Source organism: Pseudidiomarina marina, from assembly GCF_003987045.1.
Lineage (GTDB): Bacteria > Pseudomonadota > Gammaproteobacteria > Enterobacterales > Alteromonadaceae > Pseudidiomarina > Pseudidiomarina marina.
In genome coordinates this window covers 388771-403561 of record NZ_PIPZ01000002.1, presented here as the reverse complement: position 1 = coordinate 403561, position 14791 = coordinate 388771, and the positions used below count along the sequence as shown (strand labels likewise).

At 44.4% G+C, this 14791-nt stretch carries 17 protein-coding genes; 11 read left to right on the top strand and 6 right to left on the bottom strand.

Translation table 11 applies throughout. The features are described 5' to 3' along the window. Positions 1 to 52: 52 nt before the first annotated feature. Complete coding sequence (locus tag CWI76_RS07575) at positions 53 to 1222, bottom strand: benzoate/H(+) symporter BenE family transporter (protein ID WP_126759731.1); 1170 nt, start codon at positions 1220 to 1222, stop codon at positions 53 to 55. 80 nt (positions 1223 to 1302) lie between these two features. Between CWI76_RS07575 and CWI76_RS07570 the strand changes: the two genes are divergently transcribed. The 7 genes from CWI76_RS07570 to CWI76_RS07540 all read left to right on the top strand — a co-directional run bounded on the left by CWI76_RS07570 (position 1303) and on the right by CWI76_RS07540 (position 7504). Then, positions 1303 to 1965, top strand: a complete 663-nt coding sequence (locus tag CWI76_RS07570) for a phosphoribosyltransferase (protein ID WP_126759730.1) — start codon at positions 1303 to 1305, stop codon at positions 1963 to 1965. Positions 1966 to 2060: 95 nt separating this feature from the next. After that, positions 2061 to 3653, top strand: a complete 1593-nt coding sequence (locus CWI76_RS07565) for an ABC-F family ATPase (RefSeq protein WP_126759729.1) — start codon at positions 2061 to 2063, stop codon at positions 3651 to 3653. 52 nt (positions 3654 to 3705) lie between these two features. Continuing rightward, positions 3706 to 4785: a DUF2891 domain-containing protein gene (locus tag CWI76_RS07560; protein WP_126759728.1), complete on the top strand. Its 1080-nt coding sequence runs from the start codon at positions 3706 to 3708 to the stop codon at positions 4783 to 4785. A 116-nt stretch (positions 4786 to 4901) separates the two neighbouring features. Then, entirely contained in the window at positions 4902 to 5951 is a 1050-nt protein-coding gene (locus CWI76_RS07555) for an isopenicillin N synthase family dioxygenase (protein WP_126759727.1), read from the top strand. A gap of 105 nt (positions 5952 to 6056) precedes the next feature. Then, on the top strand, positions 6057 to 6539 hold the full coding sequence (locus CWI76_RS07550) for a hypothetical protein (protein WP_126759726.1): 483 nt from the start codon (positions 6057 to 6059) through the stop codon (positions 6537 to 6539). Further along, a complete protein-coding gene (locus CWI76_RS07545) occupies positions 6532 to 6747 on the top strand; it encodes a helix-turn-helix transcriptional regulator (RefSeq protein ID WP_126759725.1) in 216 nt (71 codons plus the stop codon). Before CWI76_RS07550 ends, CWI76_RS07545 begins: the two co-directional genes overlap by 8 nt. 46 nt (positions 6748 to 6793) lie before the next feature. Beyond that, a complete protein-coding gene (locus tag CWI76_RS07540; protein ID WP_126759724.1) occupies positions 6794 to 7504 on the top strand; it encodes a DUF4097 family beta strand repeat-containing protein in 711 nt (236 codons plus the stop codon). 120 nt (positions 7505 to 7624) lie between these two features. Here CWI76_RS07540 and CWI76_RS07535 read toward each other — a convergent pair whose 3' ends face one another. The 3 genes from CWI76_RS07535 to CWI76_RS07525 form a co-directional block, all read right to left on the bottom strand. Then, positions 7625 to 8362: a hypothetical protein gene (locus CWI76_RS07535; protein WP_126759723.1), complete on the bottom strand. Its 738-nt coding sequence runs from the start codon at positions 8360 to 8362 to the stop codon at positions 7625 to 7627. A gap of 207 nt (positions 8363 to 8569) precedes the next feature. Continuing rightward, positions 8570 to 8779: a helix-turn-helix transcriptional regulator gene (locus CWI76_RS07530; RefSeq protein ID WP_126759722.1), complete on the bottom strand. Its 210-nt coding sequence runs from the start codon at positions 8777 to 8779 to the stop codon at positions 8570 to 8572. Between the two features lie 2 nt (positions 8780 to 8781). Further along, positions 8782 to 9201 carry a hypothetical protein gene (locus CWI76_RS07525; protein ID WP_126759721.1) on the bottom strand — a complete coding sequence of 140 codons (420 nt, stop codon included), beginning with the start codon at positions 9199 to 9201 and terminating at the stop codon, positions 8782 to 8784. 207 nt (positions 9202 to 9408) lie between these two features. Between CWI76_RS07525 and CWI76_RS07520 the strand changes: the two genes are divergently transcribed. Beyond that, entirely contained in the window at positions 9409 to 10146 is a 738-nt protein-coding gene (locus CWI76_RS07520) for an endonuclease/exonuclease/phosphatase family protein (RefSeq protein WP_126759720.1), read from the top strand. A gap of 138 nt (positions 10147 to 10284) precedes the next feature. On the opposite strand, the gene CWI76_RS07515 is transcribed toward CWI76_RS07520, so the two are convergent. Then, positions 10285 to 10776 (bottom strand): hypothetical protein, encoded by a 492-nt coding sequence (locus CWI76_RS07515; RefSeq protein WP_126759719.1) that lies wholly within the window; start codon positions 10774 to 10776, stop codon positions 10285 to 10287. Between the two features lie 501 nt (positions 10777 to 11277). Here CWI76_RS07515 and CWI76_RS07510 point away from each other — a divergent pair. The 3 genes from CWI76_RS07510 (at position 11278) to CWI76_RS07500 (ending at position 13505) form a co-directional block, all read left to right on the top strand. Continuing rightward, positions 11278 to 12123, top strand: a complete 846-nt coding sequence (locus tag CWI76_RS07510; protein WP_241967985.1) for an RHS repeat-associated core domain-containing protein — start codon at positions 11278 to 11280, stop codon at positions 12121 to 12123. 12 nt (positions 12124 to 12135) lie between these two features. After that, positions 12136 to 12576 (top strand): hypothetical protein, encoded by a 441-nt coding sequence (locus CWI76_RS07505; protein WP_126759718.1) that lies wholly within the window; start codon positions 12136 to 12138, stop codon positions 12574 to 12576. 239 nt (positions 12577 to 12815) lie between these two features. Beyond that, the gene (locus CWI76_RS07500; protein WP_126759717.1) at positions 12816 to 13505 is read left to right on the top strand and encodes a hypothetical protein; all 690 of its coding nucleotides are present in this window, start codon (positions 12816 to 12818) and stop codon (positions 13503 to 13505) included. Between the two features lie 128 nt (positions 13506 to 13633). Here CWI76_RS07500 and fic read toward each other — a convergent pair whose 3' ends face one another. Next, positions 13634 to 14716 (bottom strand): protein adenylyltransferase Fic, encoded by a 1083-nt coding sequence (gene fic / locus CWI76_RS07495; RefSeq protein ID WP_126759716.1) that lies wholly within the window; start codon positions 14714 to 14716, stop codon positions 13634 to 13636. Between the last annotated feature and the right edge of the window lie 75 nt (positions 14717 to 14791).

Sequence of the window (14791 nt, the reverse complement as noted above, 5' to 3'; positions counted from 1 at the left end):
CGGTGACTTTAAAACCCCAATAATTGCAAAGTTATTGGGGTTTTTTGATGGTCTATTTTCCCGCCTGCTTCGATTTAAAGTGCTGCGCAAGGTAGTACGCCACAATGCCAATCAGTAACCCCCAGAATGAACTATTAATTCCGAAAAAATGTGTCCCGGATGCGGTGGTTAAGAAAGCCAAAATGGGCGGAAGTTGATTATTAGCGTCGCTAAAAGCTTTAAACATGTTCGTACTTAGCACCGGTAATAACGCTAGGCCGGCGATGGTGGCAGTAACTGCGGCAGGTAACATTAGAAACAACCCAACAATTGCCGAACTTGCTAAACCAGCAAGGAGATAAAATATACCGCCGGCTACGGCTGCTTTGTAACGCTGAGAGCTATCTGGATCAGCGTCTGACGATTGGCAAATAGCGGCTGTAATTGCTGCGAGGTTTATTGCAAAAGCTCCCAACGGCGCAAGAATTAAACCAGCTAAACCGGTTGTTGTAAGAAGTGGCGACATGGGGGGTGTATAACCATTGCTACGCAGCATCATTATGCCTGGTAGGTTCTGCGACACCATTGTCACAACAAATAATGGAATACCAACCCCAATCATTAATGACAAATCAAACTCAGGCCAAACCCAAACCCATGTCGGCATTGAAAATGTTAATTGGGAGAAATTAAGATCTTGCATGAAGGCTGGTAAACCGATCGCCAGCAAGAGAACCCAGAAAAATACAAACCGTGGGGTGAAATAACGCAACACAAAGAATGCAATCACAAGCGAACCAGCGATAATCGGTTGCTCATAAACTGCCGGCATGACCGCCAATACAAATTTCAACAAAATACCGGCGAGAATCGCCGCGGCTACCGATACCGGAATGTACTTTATCAGGCGATCTGAAATGCCGCTTAAACCAAACAGAACAATAAGCGCAGACGAGAAAATAAAAATACCAACAGCCTGAGATAGTGATACGCCCTCGAGTGCCACAATGAGTAACGCAACGCCGGGTGTTGACCAAGCCGTAAATATGGGAGCTTTATAACGCAACGACAAAACAATACTGGTCATGCCCATAGCGAGACCAAGTGCAAGTAGCCATGAACTTTGCACCGCAGGCGAACCATTGAGCGTTTTCACCGCTTCAAGTATCAGTACCACGGCACTGCTATAACCAACAAATACGGCTGTAGCGCCGGCAGAAATGTGTGATAGAGAAAATTTCATGCATTTGTTTCCAAAACGGGACATCGATGAACTATTGTCATATTAAGCATATTGCCGTTTTTAGGGAACGACAAAACCGAATGAAGTTACCATTTAAAAATCGTCGAGAAGCCGGAGAACAACTGGCAAGCGAATTAGCATCGATGACCAGTCTCACCAATGTTCTTGTCTTGGCACTGCCGCGCGGCGGTGTTCCAGTGGCAGAGCCAATTGCGCAGCGGCTCGGCGTGCCGCTTTCCGTTTTACTTGTTCGAAAATTGGGTGTTCCTGGTCAACCCGAGGTAGCGATGGGCGCAATTTCAGAGAACGGTGTTCGTGTACTTAACAATGAGATAGTGGAAACCTTGGCGATTGATACGCGCGAGATCGCCCGTATCGAGCAACGTGAGCGCCAAGAACTAGAGCGCCGTCAACAACTCTATCGCTCGGGAACGCCATTACCCAAAGTTACGGGAAAAACTGTCATTTTAGTTGATGATGGGCTGGCGACAGGAGCAACAATGAAGGCAGCGATTAAAGTGCTCAAAAGAGATAAAGCCGGCACTATCGTGGTGGCAGTTCCCGTTGCCGCCCGCGAAACCGCGCTGGAAATACGAAGCGATATTGATAGGTTGGTCTGTTTGGCGAAACCGTATCCGTTTGCTGCTATCGGTTATTGGTATCAGGATTTCTCGCAAGTAAGTGACGATGAGGTGCTAGAAATTATTCAGCGACATTCATCTAAATTCGGAAGCGCAGTATAAGCGCTAACTTTATTTGCTGAAACCGCAAACTTCCTTTGTGTTTTTCGTCTAAACCACGTAGATTACGCGCCTATTTTTTGTTCGGGTGTTAAAACGTGATTTCTGCTGCAAATATCACCATGCAATTTGGTGCAAAACCTCTTTTTGAAAACATTTCTGTTAAGTTTGGCGAAGGTAATCGCTATGGTTTGATTGGCGCAAACGGCTGCGGCAAGTCAACGTTCATGCGTATCCTTAGTGGCGAGCAAGAGCCATCAGCCGGAAACGTTTCTATTGAACCAAATATGCGCGTGGGTAAATTGCGCCAAGATCAGTTTGCCTACGAGCAATACAGTGTCATTGATACGGTGATTATGGGCCATGAAGAATTATGGCAAGTAAAAGCTGAACGCGATCGCATTTATGGCATGGCAGAAATGAGCGAAGAAGATGGCATGCGGGTGGCTGACCTTGAGGTTGCCTTTGCTGAAATGGATGGTTACACCGCTGAGTCACGTGCAGGTGAACTTTTATTAGGCGTTGGCATTTCGTTGGAATCTCACTTCGGATTAATGAGCGAGATTGCGCCGGGCTTAAAGTTACGTGTGCTATTGGCGCAAGTGTTGTTCTCTGACCCAGACATCATGTTGCTTGACGAACCAACCAACAATTTGGATATCAACACCATTCGTTGGCTGGAAAACATTTTGAACGATCGCCAAGCTACCATGATCATTATTTCGCACGACCGTCATTTCTTAAACAGTGTGTGTACGCATATGGCGGATATTGATTATGGCGAATTACGCGTATATCCCGGCAATTACGACCAATACATGTTTGCTGCGACGCAAGCGCGTGAGCAATTGCTCAATGATAATGCGAAAAAGAAAGGGAAGATCGCCGAATTACAACAATTTGTGAGTCGCTTCTCGGCAAACGCCTCGAAGGCAAAGCAAGCCACGTCACGTGCAAAGCAAATTGAAAAAATCCAGCTTGCCGAAGTAAAAGCTTCAAGCCGAGTTAGTCCATTTATTCGCTTCGAACAAGAAAAGAAGCTCTATCGATTAGCGCTTGAAATGGAAGGCGTAAGCAAATCATTCGACGAACTACAGGTGCTTCGTAAGTTGAGCGCCATGATTGAAGTCGGCGAGAAAGTCGCGATACTCGGTGCCAATGGTATCGGCAAAACCACGTTGCTCAAGTGCTTGGTTGGGCAACATCAAGCTGATAACGGCATGATCAAATGGTCTGAAAACGTCAATATTGGTTACTACGCGCAGGACCATGCTGATTGGTTTAAAGAAAAAATCACTGTATTTGACTGGATGAGTCAGTGGAAGCAGCCGCACCATGATGAACAAGCGGTGCGTGGCGTGCTTGGCCGTATGTTGTTTTCTCAGGACGACATTAAAAAGCCGGTCACAATTTTGTCGGGTGGCGAAAAGGGCCGCATGATTTTCGGAAAGCTGATTATGCAGCGTCCGAACATTTTGATTATGGATGAGCCGACCAACCACTTAGATATGGAATCGATTGAAGCGTTGAACCTCGCGCTTGAGCATTACGACGGTACGTTACTGTTCGTGAGTCACGACCGTGAATTTGTGTCATCGCTCGCCACGCGCATCATCGAATTGACCGAGAGCGGCATGCGAGACTTCTCAGGCACTTATGACGACTATTTGCGCCAGCTAGCTGTTGATTAAAAACGTGCAGCGCATTACCGTTAATAACTTCTGAAGTTAAGAAGGCAGAACAATGAAAAAATTAACGAGCGTTGCAGTTTTTCTCTCTTTTGGGTTGCTTGGACAAGCTCAAGCCAGCACCGAGAGTTCGCATGAATTAACACTCACTGAGGCGGACAAGTTAATCACGTTGCCACTGCACTGTGTTGAAACGCCTTATCCTTACAAAACTGGGATTGTGCTCGGTAGCGCGGAAGATCTAAAAGAACCTTCACAACATCACCCAATATTTTATGGTTGCTTTGATTGGCACAGCGCTGCGCACGGTTATTGGTCGTTGGTAACTTTGCTTCGGCAGTTTCCAGACATGGCGCATGCAGAGCAAGCTCGCGAAGTATTAAAGCGCAATATCACCAAAGAGAATGGCCTGCGCGAAGCGGAATTTTTCAGCAAAGACATCAATAAAGCCTTTGAACGCACGTATGGCTGGGCTTGGCTACTTAAGTTGGCCGATGAACTCGAAGCTTGGGACGACCCAATGGCTGCGGAACTCTATGCTAACCTGCAACCGCTTGTTGATGTGATTGTGCAACGTTATATGGAATTTCTACCGCAGTTACTTTATCCAGTGCGTGTGGGTGAACATACCAACACCGCGTTTGGATTGAGTTTCGCCTATGACTACGCGGTAAACCATGAATTGGCAGAGCTTCAGCAACTTATTGAGATGCGAGCAAAAGCCTATTTTCTTACTGATAAAAACTGCCCAATTAGTTGGGAACCAAGTGGGTATGATTTCATTTCGCCATGTTTAGAAGAAATTGGCCTGATGCAACGCGTTTTATCGAAGAACGAGTTCTTGCCTTGGTTATCTGATTTTATGCCGCAGCTCGCCGATAAAAATTATCAGCTTGAGGTAGGTAAAGTTAGCGACCGTGGTGACGGTAAACTCGTTCACCTTGATGGCCTAAACTTCAGCCGAGCGTGGAATTTATATGCGCTAGCGAATGCCTACCCACAATACGCGCATTTACGTGACGTGGCCGACAAACACGTTGCTTATTCGTATCCAAATTTAATTGGCGATAGCTATGAAGGCGGGCACTGGTTAGGTAGCTTTGCTATTCAGGCATTAAATCAATCGAGAGATTAGCAGACGTTTGAAAAAAGGTGGCTATAGCGAAACAATCTAACTTAGAAAGATTCGTTCGTTCATAAATTAAACGCAACAACATATATTGAGCGCCAATACCTTTATGGGAGGCGCTCATGAACGCTGCAACATTACCGATTATCTCTTTAACATCGCTTGATTCTGATGAAGGCTTGGCGCATTTGCTCCAAGCTGCCAGTGAGGTCGGTTTTTTCTACCTTGTTGATCACGGTTTAAGTCACGATGCGCAACAAGGCTATTTGGCGTTAAGTAAGGCATTTTTCCAACTCTCCACTAAAGAAAAGCAGTCGGTTGACATGATTCATTCGCCGCATTTTCGCGGTTATAACGCTATGGGAAATGAAATGACAGCCGGTCGGTTTGATGCACGCGAGCAATTCGACTGGATGAATGAAGAGCTTGCCCTTTCAGCCGAACAAGTGCGATACCCCTGGCAAAAACTAATCGGACCTAATCTATGGCCAAGCGCGATGCCTAAACTCAAGCCGACATTAACTAAGCTGCAAACTAAGCTAAGTGATATCACGGTTGAGTTATTGCAGAAGCTCTGTGAATCATTGGGTGTTGACGGTCACGCACTTGACCATACCATTGGTGCGCAGCCATACACTCATGCAAAACTAATTCGTTATCCAGCGCAGCAGTCGCCCCAACAAGGCGTTGGTGCGCATAAAGATCCGGGCTACCTGACATTGGTCATGCAAGATTCACAGAGCGGACTCAAGGTTGAGCGTGGCAATGAGTGGGTTGATGTCGCACCAATTCCGGGCGCTTTAGTCGTGAATATTGGTGAGTTATTGGAGCTTGCTTCGAACGGCTTTTTAAAGGCAACCAATCACAAAGTTGAAAGCCCTACTCAAGGTAGCGAACGTTATTCCATTGCTTTCTTTATGGCTGCACAATTATCCGCGACAGTACCGGTACTCTCATTGCCGCCAGAACTGAAATCGCGTGCCTTAGGTCCATCGGTTGATCCGAGTAACCCGCTACTGACTGATGTTGGCAATAACGTGCTGAAAGGGCGTTTACGCTCGCATCCTCACGTAACACGGAAGCATTACTGCGATGAACCGTTAAGGCATCTACTTGAGAAAAGCTTTGCCCACATGCCAACCGCTGACATCTGTGATGAGTGCCGCGTATAGGCCCCATTTTGGTTAAAATGATACTCTAGGGTTGCAAGGTGATACCTTTAGGTTATATTATGAAACCTAAGGGTATCATTGTGATGCCTCAAAGAGGATTACTTTATGTCAAAATGGACAGCAGAAGCTCAGGCGAAATCGCTCAAATATGGCGCTTATATCTCGCTTATAAGCGGTGTTTACTTCACTATTATGTTGATATCGAAATGGCTGGAGCTTGCAGGAAAAGATGTTGGTGAGTGGCCAAGTATTTTGATGGTTCTAGTGGCACTACTATTTGTTGGTGTTGTGACACGAATGAGTACAGGTAGTCATAAACTCGCTGGTGGCTGGCGGGAAATGTTTGGCATTTATTATGACGAATTCACGCGTGAAACAAGTCGTAAAGCCAATGCTCGAGCGTTTGTTGGGTTAATCATTGTATTGATTCCTGGTGTGTTGATTGGCGAGAATCTAGAAGCAGCGCATATTGGAAGTTACGTAACCGTGAGCACCTATAGTTTAACGCTCATCGTCGTCGGAACTTTAGTGTGGTCATTGTCAGTGTTGTGGGAAATGCGAGATCAAGGAGACGATGACAATGGATGATCAGGTTCTGAATAATTTGCCAACATTTCGAGCAAAGCACAGCATGTCGCAACAAGAGCTGGCTGATGCTATCGGGGTATCGCGCAAAACTATCAGTACCATTGAAACACGTCGGTTCACGCCATCTGTAGTAATTGCTTTGAAATTAGCGAATTTTTTTAATGTGCCTGTTGAAGAAATTTTTACTTTAGAGGTTAGTTCATCATAATGAATCGATTATGGTAGAAAACGTTAATTCGCATAAGGAAATCAAAATGAAAGCAATAGCATTAGCACTGACGTCAGTAAGCCTGTTATCAGGCTGCGTGGTCTACGCGAATGTACCAGGTGATGGTGACTCATGGAGAAACAGTGAGCTTCAGCATGAAACAAGAAGTCTGTCGTTAGAGCTTACTGACATTGATGAGGTGAAAGCTGATACAGGCGCCGGAAGTTTAGAAATTATCGGTGAAGCGGGTCGTACTCGAATTGATGTGGTTGCAGAAGTTTATTATCGCGATGCTGAAGACATTCGATTGTCACTTCAGAAAACGGGCAGTGACGCAGTTTTAATTGCGGATTTTGACCGAAATTCATATCGCGGTAACAACCCATATATCAATTTGACAGTGCGCGTACCGGCCGATCTGAGTATTGATTTGAATGACGGATCAGGCTCAATTGTATTGCGCGATGTGATGGGTGATCTCAACATCGAAGATGGCTCGGGTAGCATCACGATTGAAAACGGCGGCAATGTCGATATTGACGACGGTTCAGGCTCGATCACGGTACGTTATCTTCGTGGCGATTTAACGATTGAAGATGGCTCAGGTTCAATTGATATTGAACAAGTGGATGGCAAGGTGACTATTGACGATGGCTCTGGTGGCATCAATGTGCGCCAAGTTGGCGACCTAAATATCATTGAGAGTGGTTCTGGCAGCTTGCGCATTGAGGGCGTTGGTAACTCGTCGAAAATGTAAGGTTGGAGCGCAGGCGAATACGCCTGCGCATTATCGCAATGAAGCGTTTTAGGCCGGACAAGCTACAGTTTCACCATATTTTGCGAACTATTGCTGAACAACAGGTTTTTCGCAACAGTTCTAACCACCGTTAACCGGAACCCACGGAAGAGAATAAGGCTGCTTTCTGACCTCAATGAAGTTTCCAGACTCATGATCAACAATGCGGGCAACTGTTCCCTCTGGATAAGAGCCTTTTTGTTTTGCCGAATCTTGTATATCACCAACTAAAGTTAGCTGAACTGACAAATCTTCCCAAACTTGATCTTTAACAGCATCACAAGATAGCCAGCAGTCAATAATCGGGCCGTCGAAATCAACGTCAGCAAAGTAGCTGCCTGAAGCATGATTTGAATAGTTAGTTTTTGATACTGAGTTTTGCTTCGCCGAAACGTAGCGATTCAAGCGCAATGCAAGTGTCAGTGTGCTATCAAACGTTCGGTAAAACTGACGGAATTTCTCCGCATCAACGTCAGCTCGAGCTGCTAACAATTCGGTTTCGATTTCATATCGCTTCGCAATTAACATCAGGTGTTCGGTTTCTATATTCGCATAGGGCTCTGCTTTCAAATTAACTTTGGCAAGTACCTCTTCATCTGAGAGAGACTCAAGTTCCGAGAGAGCAAATTTACGCGACTGAAAATCGGATATGACGCTAAAAGATCGGTTCAACTCATCGCGCGAGAGACCCACTGTCGATGCTATAAGAAGGATGACTTCTGCGCCTAGATCTGGTCGTTGTTTGTCATTGGCATTGACCGGTTTCGCGTTTAGCAATGACAGCAAGGTCAGGAAAGCTATAGGTAAGAGAAATCGCATTGCAGGAACTCCCAGATATTTAGTGTCATTACTTTATGGATGAACACCTAATTAAGATTCACGTAATATGTTATATAAAAGTTAAAAAATAAACCGTAAAAACATACCTGTCAATTTAAAGTCGGTTTATCGATATCGTTAACGCTTTTGAGGTGATTCCGCAGGTTGATAATCATGGCGAACTTCATGATCGTCGCATAAGCCAAATTAGGTTTCGTCAAACCAGAACACTTCAATAAGACTTTTGTTGAAAACTTTGGCAATACGAAAAGCAGTTTCAAGGGACGGTGAGTAGCGGCGTTGTTCAATTGCCGCTATCGTTTGGCGTGTTACACCAACGAGATCGCCTAATTCGCCTTGCGTCATATCGCCATTTTCTGCTCGTAATTCTCGTACGCAGTTTGCGATTGGCAACATGACTAATAACCTCGGCGGAAGCTAGCAATCTGGACAGCGTATTCGGTGACTTGTGCCACAACTAAACTGAGAAGACAGCTATAGAAGAGTAGGTTGCCATCGTTCAAGAACAAAAAATGTAGTAACGAAGTGACAACACCAACGGCTAATACACCGCCTGCCGCAGCTTGACCACGACGGATAAATAGCTTTTCTCTCTCGTCAGTTTTTTGTTCAGCCTGTTTACGGTTGGTGATAGCTAGAACTATTTGCCCAATCACACTTAGAACAATTAAGGTGATTGTGAGTTGAATAAATACAGGTAGTACCGCCGGAACCTGATGTTGCTCCACGTAGGTTTGCACGACAACGTACGTCATGTAAAGCCCGACGCTTAAGGTTGCCAACAACAATAACCAAGCTGATTTTTCCTTGAAAGCCATGTTTCAATCCTAAAGTAAAAAATAATTAACATGCTTAGTTTATATACAAAGCTGCCAATGTCAAATATCTTTAACATTGGTTGTCGTTAAAAGCTATCTAATATAAATGACGCATCCGGCAGAAGTTGAACCTGATATACTCAAATAGTGTCTGATTTGATGGCGAAAGCAGTGTAATAAGAGTGCGGATTTTCAAAAGGCGGATGTGTGCTTAAACCCAAGGTTGTGATTCCTCAGCAATTTATCCATGAACATCCTATTGTTCACGGTGAAGAGTTCGGTGTGCTGTGTTGGAACACTCAGAAACTTACCGAGACACCGCAGTTTCAGCGCGCTTTAGCAAGCGTTCTAGCCGACTACCCATGCCTATTTTTATTGCTGCAAGAGGCGAAGTTGAGTGCGAAAGAGAATTGGCTACTCCCACATTGGTCGTATGCTGTTGCTCCGAATATGCAGACGCGACGCTCTAGCTATGGCGTACTTACTGCAAGTCAGTATGCTTTTACCGAAGCCCAAGCTCGACTGAGCAGGAGGCGCGAAGGTATGTTCGCCACACATAAAAGTTATATGTTGTCGTATCACTCGCTGGCAGAAGGTGGTTCATTGTTAGTCGTCAATGTGCACGCAATCAACTTCGTTCGCGCACATCAGTTTTCGCAAGAAATAGAGCTAATTAAAGAAGAGATTCTAGGTCACAAAGGGCCGCTTATTGTGGCTGGTGACTTTAACGTGTGGAGCCGCCAGCGCCGCTTGCGCTTACTGCAATTCTGTCGAAGCATTGGTCTTCGGCGGGCGATTATGGTGGACCCACATCATATTAAAACTTACCGCCAACACCCTTTGGATTTCATCTTCTACCGCGACCTGTCGCTTCAAGAGGCGTCCGCGATTGATACTAATACGGTGTCCGACCATAATCCTCTTTATGCTCGGTTTAAGTTATAGCGGTTTAAGTTATGATTCTGCAACCCAATAAAATTATTGGGTTGCAGAATTACCGATTAGAACTCCGCCTTGTAAAACTTTGCAGGCTAATTAATTTGCGAACTGTATGGGATTGAATACTTTCCATCCGTCAACTCGTCAATTCGTCAATTCGCCAATTTCAATGTAATCGTTGATTGTTTCATCGAAACAACTGCATGTCTTCTTTCCTGAGCTATTAGGGGGCGTCGAGCTTCCGTAATAACCTTTATCTAAGCAAATCTTCGCACATTGTTCGCTAAGCGTTTTGGGGCGAAGTTCGCCGCGTATTAAAAACAGAGTGACCGAAAGAGCCATAATGCCAGTGGCAGTAATAGAATAGATTAATTGAGTCTTGAAAGAAGAAGAACGGGTATTTTGTTTACAGCCGTGTTGAAATCCAGCATAAATGGTGAGTAACCAGACGCTCAGAAAAACAATGAGTGCAACACTACCAAGGAAATAATCTGACCAATCCGGCCAAGGATTGTCGCCATAAATAAAGAGCCAGAAAATACCAGCAAGCAATGCGACAGTCGCCATCGCCGCAATAAACGCCACCACAAGACCGGGTAATCCAAATAAAATTGCGTAACGATAAGTGGTTTTCATGATTGTTGAGAGACCCAGTTTATTAGTTCAGAGCGCACCATAACTTTAAATTTAGCTGGAAGGCTACAAATTATCCATACAGGCGCTACCACAGGCATCACGGACCGCGCTGGGTTATAACCGACGTCATTGAAGTGGAGTTGGATTTTCTACTTATAACTGCTCCGATTTTTCGGGGGGATTACAGTGACGGTGCAAGGTTTCGTATCAATGCAATGCTTGGTGGCAAAAGCCATCAGTTTCTTATCGTAAAAGTTAATATCCCGTTTGTAACGGCAGAAGAACTTTATTTCTGCATTTTCTTGGTCATATATAGCCCGAATATCGTTTTCCCCGGCATCAGCCGAAAAAGTACCATCGTCTAGCAGATATCGGAATTGTCTCTAACAATGCTCCTTTGGCCAATGAAGAAGGCGCGTCTTTAATTTTATTTAAAACCGGGCTAACCGTTTAATCAGCTCTGGTGGTATAACCTATCAATATGATGGTCATGGTCGACGCGTGTCGAAAACCTCGGGTGGAATTAAGACCTATAGTCTGTATAACCAACAAGGGACGTTACTGGCGACCTACAGGAATGGCAATTACATTGAGTATTACCATTTAGGCTCGCAACTAGTAGCGCGCTATAACGATGCGCCACAGCAGTCGGATGGTCTCGGCTACACAGGTCATTTGGAAGACGATGACCTTGAGCTGACGTATATGCAGGCACGATACTATGATCCTGTTATCGGGCGGTTTTATTCGAATGATCCAGTTGGTTGGACAGCTTCCAACCCAGTAATGTCGTTCAATCGCTACTTGTATGTTAATAATAACCCTTACAAGTATACCGACCCAAAGGGTGAGTATTTAGAATCTATTTGGGATGCCGCAAGTCTTAGTGTTGGCTTAACATCACTTGGAAGCAATCTGGCTAATGGAAATTGGGCTGCTGCTGGATTAGATGCACTCGGCGTAATAGCTGATGGAGCTGCACTGGCTCTACCCGTGGTTCCCGGCGGTGCAAGTATGGCAATTTCGGCCTCCAGAAAAGGGGCAGATTTTATAGCTACAGCAGATGGAGCAGTCGTCCACAACTCAACAAGTGGAGTAAGAAACTCCCTTGAAGAGGCAGGTATGAGCGGTACGACTGTGACAAATAAAGCTGGAACTGAATCGGGAACGATACACAATGTGCCTGAAATGAAAATGGATGTGCGGGTAATGGATTGGGGGGCCAAACCATCCCCAAGAGTGGTGACTTCACGAGAGGGATCATCACAAGCAGTTAATCCAGCGAACGGCTCAAATTTTGGTAATATTCCAAAAACTGAGCAACGACGCGAAGTCACATTGAATTAGAGAATTAAAATTATGGATATAGCACTGCTAGCTCTAGCCAATAAAAGGGCAAATGATCATCTTCTTAAGTGTCAGTTGGATAGGTTGATTGTTTCAAGTATCGAGTTGCGCCTATGCTTCTTGACAGAATCAATTCCAAAAAAAGAAATTTGGTTAACTGTTTCAGGTGCTGCATGGGTCGATGATCAATCAGAAAAAGAGGATAACTTTTTCTTGCAGCGAGGTAGGTTTTTATCCCAAATTTATATGCTTATGGGGGAAAGTGTAACAAGTGTAGAAGTTCACAAAGACGGACAGCTCTTGCTATCCGTTGGGCAGCAAAATCTCGTTGTAGAACCTGACGAAGAAAGCTTTGAAGAGGTTTGGTCAATTACTCCAGATAACAGTTCTCAGTTCGCCGAGTTTGACTGGTATGTAACTTACACAGACAGTCGTGAGTTACAATTTAAATAGACAACGATTCGAACCTCTGGCCTCTGCCTCCGGAGGGCAGTCACGGGTTCGGTGGTAAATCGTTAAAGCTATATTGAGCAGGGGATTAAGCGGTGTTTTGGTTCTCAAGCTAAACATCCGTATGGAACTTAAACGCTAATAAAGCATTCCGCACCATTAATGGTTGCGGGGTAACGCTTTATAAACGTGAGCCATATTATTTCAGGAAAATAAAAAAGGAATTTAAGGAGCCCTTGGCAATGCGTCATAAGTTAATTTTATTGGCAGGTTTGTCAGCATTGTTTTTTATCGCTGGCTGCGCTGTACCAATAGTCTACTTAAACGATTATGAGCTTGAAGAAAGCAACTTTGAAAAGGTGAAAAACGCATTAGAAGAGAAGGGCTTTAAGGTAAATCGAGTGTCGTTAAAACCGCCTAGTAACATCCATGAATCTACAATCATAACCGGTTCGAAAGCGACCGTTGAACAGAACTATAATCAGATTATGCCGATTCTTGCAAGCTTAGGGTATTCAAACACGGATATTACATTCGTTGAGTCGGGAAATCACTGGTACCGTGGTGATAACATAGGTGTATACCTTTTTGATGATGGGGTTGGTGAAAAGCCCGAGAGGGAAATTATTGGTGAATACTCAAGCGATAATTGTGAATCGATGAAATCACTAATATTAAAAGCGGATGGCAATTTTAATGTTGCTTATACTTTTGGCGGTGAACTGTCCGGCGAATGGCAGATCATCTCGATGCCCTATGTGAATCTTTGGAATAAACGTACGGGTTTAAATTTTTACTATCAGATAGAGATAGAAGAGCAATCAGATTTCTCAGGTAAAGTAGATGTCATTACTTTAGTACCTCTTGATGATCAATCTCAGATTCGAGATTGTATATTTTACAAAGGTATTAGAAAGGGTAAAGCAATATGATTCTCTCCCACAGGAATCGAGCCCGTGACCTCTGCTATCGTGATAGAGCATTTTTCAGGCATGATTAAAATCTCAGTTTAGAGGTAGAAAAAATGCCATCTAAGAAATCGTTCAACTACCGCTAGGGATTAAGCTGATGTCATGAGTTTCATCAGGCGAGGATTCACAAATAGCTTTTCTTTACCTGAAGTTGTCTCTTCTAATATGCCAATTTCAACGAGCTGTTTAAGGTAAACAGAAGCGGTTTGACGCTTGGCGATATCGCGTTCCACTAAATTACTAATGCGACAATAAGGCTGCTCAAAAATCACTTGAACAAGCTCATAGCTGTATATTTTCGGTAATTGCTCGCGAATCCTGTTTGTAGTCTGCTCCATTAACGCTCGAATAGCGGCGATCTTCTCACAAGTCCAAAGCGACGTTTGCTCAACACCACGCAACATGAATACCAGCCAGTCTTCCCAGTTTTGTTTCTGAGTTACTTGATTCAGTAATCGATAGTAATCTTGCTTGTGCGCAACAATGTACCGGCTGAGGTATAAAATCGGCAGTGTTAGGAGCTTCTGCTCAATCAAATAAAGAACATTTAAAATTCTGCCAGTACGCCCGTTGCCATCATAAAATGGATGAATTGCTTCAAATTGATAGTGGCTCACCGCCATTTTTATCAGCGGATCGATAGTATCGGTATCGTGCAGAAACTGTTCCCAGTTACTGAGTAAATCGCGAATAATCTGTTCGCCCACCGGTGGTGTATAAATCACTTCATTTGTTGTTTGATTACCAATAATGGTGCCAGCTAGCTTCCGTAATTCCATCGCAGTGTTCTTCAATGTACTACATACTTCAATGGCTGTTGTCGTACATAGAGGTTTGCGTTCTAACTGTAAGAAACCTTGATAGAGTGCGGTGCGATAACGAAGCGCTTCTTTGGTTGCATGATCAGCACCGCTGTCTTGTTGTGCATATCGAAATAGCTGATCCGTTGTGGTGACGATATTTTCAATTTTCGAACTGTCTTTTGCTTCTAAAAGAGGAAGCAAATTGATCAGCATACTTTGATTAGGGAGTAGCGCACCAGCTTGTTTCAACTCGGCAAGCGCAGCGCGCGCAGAGATGCATGCTTTCAATACATCGCGCGTTTCGATGAGTTCTAATTTGGGAGGTAACCTCGGCAAATCGTTGTAAGGTTGGTTAGCTTGCCACGTCATGTTTAAATATCCATGTAATTTCGACACATTATCAAATTAACCTAAGTGTATGTCGATTCGATCGACACGACAAGT

What these genes read in the sequence shown, in the direction of transcription:
- CWI76_RS07545 (WP_126759725.1), top strand. Translation starts at nt 6,532, where the DNA reads ATGGATGATCAGGTTCTGAATAATTTGCCAACATTTCGAGCAAAGCAC.
- CWI76_RS07515 (WP_126759719.1), bottom strand. Translation starts at nt 10,776, where the DNA reads ATGAAAACCACTTATCGTTACGCAATTTTATTTGGATTACCCGGTCTT.
- CWI76_RS07570 (WP_126759730.1), top strand. Translation starts at nt 1,303, where the DNA reads ATGAAGTTACCATTTAAAAATCGTCGAGAAGCCGGAGAACAACTGGCA.
- CWI76_RS07535 (WP_126759723.1), bottom strand. Translation starts at nt 8,362, where the DNA reads ATGCGATTTCTCTTACCTATAGCTTTCCTGACCTTGCTGTCATTGCTA.
- CWI76_RS07525 (WP_126759721.1), bottom strand. Translation starts at nt 9,201, where the DNA reads ATGGCTTTCAAGGAAAAATCAGCTTGGTTATTGTTGTTGGCAACCTTA.
- CWI76_RS07500 (WP_126759717.1), top strand. Translation starts at nt 12,816, where the DNA reads ATGCGTCATAAGTTAATTTTATTGGCAGGTTTGTCAGCATTGTTTTTT.
- CWI76_RS07560 (WP_126759728.1), top strand. Translation starts at nt 3,706, where the DNA reads ATGAAAAAATTAACGAGCGTTGCAGTTTTTCTCTCTTTTGGGTTGCTT.
- fic (WP_126759716.1), bottom strand. Translation starts at nt 14,716, where the DNA reads ATGACGTGGCAAGCTAACCAACCTTACAACGATTTGCCGAGGTTACCT.
- CWI76_RS07530 (WP_126759722.1), bottom strand. Translation starts at nt 8,779, where the DNA reads ATGTTGCCAATCGCAAACTGCGTACGAGAATTACGAGCAGAAAATGGC.
- CWI76_RS07555 (WP_126759727.1), top strand. Translation starts at nt 4,902, where the DNA reads ATGAACGCTGCAACATTACCGATTATCTCTTTAACATCGCTTGATTCT.
- CWI76_RS07575 (WP_126759731.1), bottom strand. Translation starts at nt 1,222, where the DNA reads ATGAAATTTTCTCTATCACACATTTCTGCCGGCGCTACAGCCGTATTT.
- CWI76_RS07540 (WP_126759724.1), top strand. Translation starts at nt 6,794, where the DNA reads ATGAAAGCAATAGCATTAGCACTGACGTCAGTAAGCCTGTTATCAGGC.
- CWI76_RS07550 (WP_126759726.1), top strand. Translation starts at nt 6,057, where the DNA reads ATGTCAAAATGGACAGCAGAAGCTCAGGCGAAATCGCTCAAATATGGC.
- CWI76_RS07505 (WP_126759718.1), top strand. Translation starts at nt 12,136, where the DNA reads ATGGATATAGCACTGCTAGCTCTAGCCAATAAAAGGGCAAATGATCAT.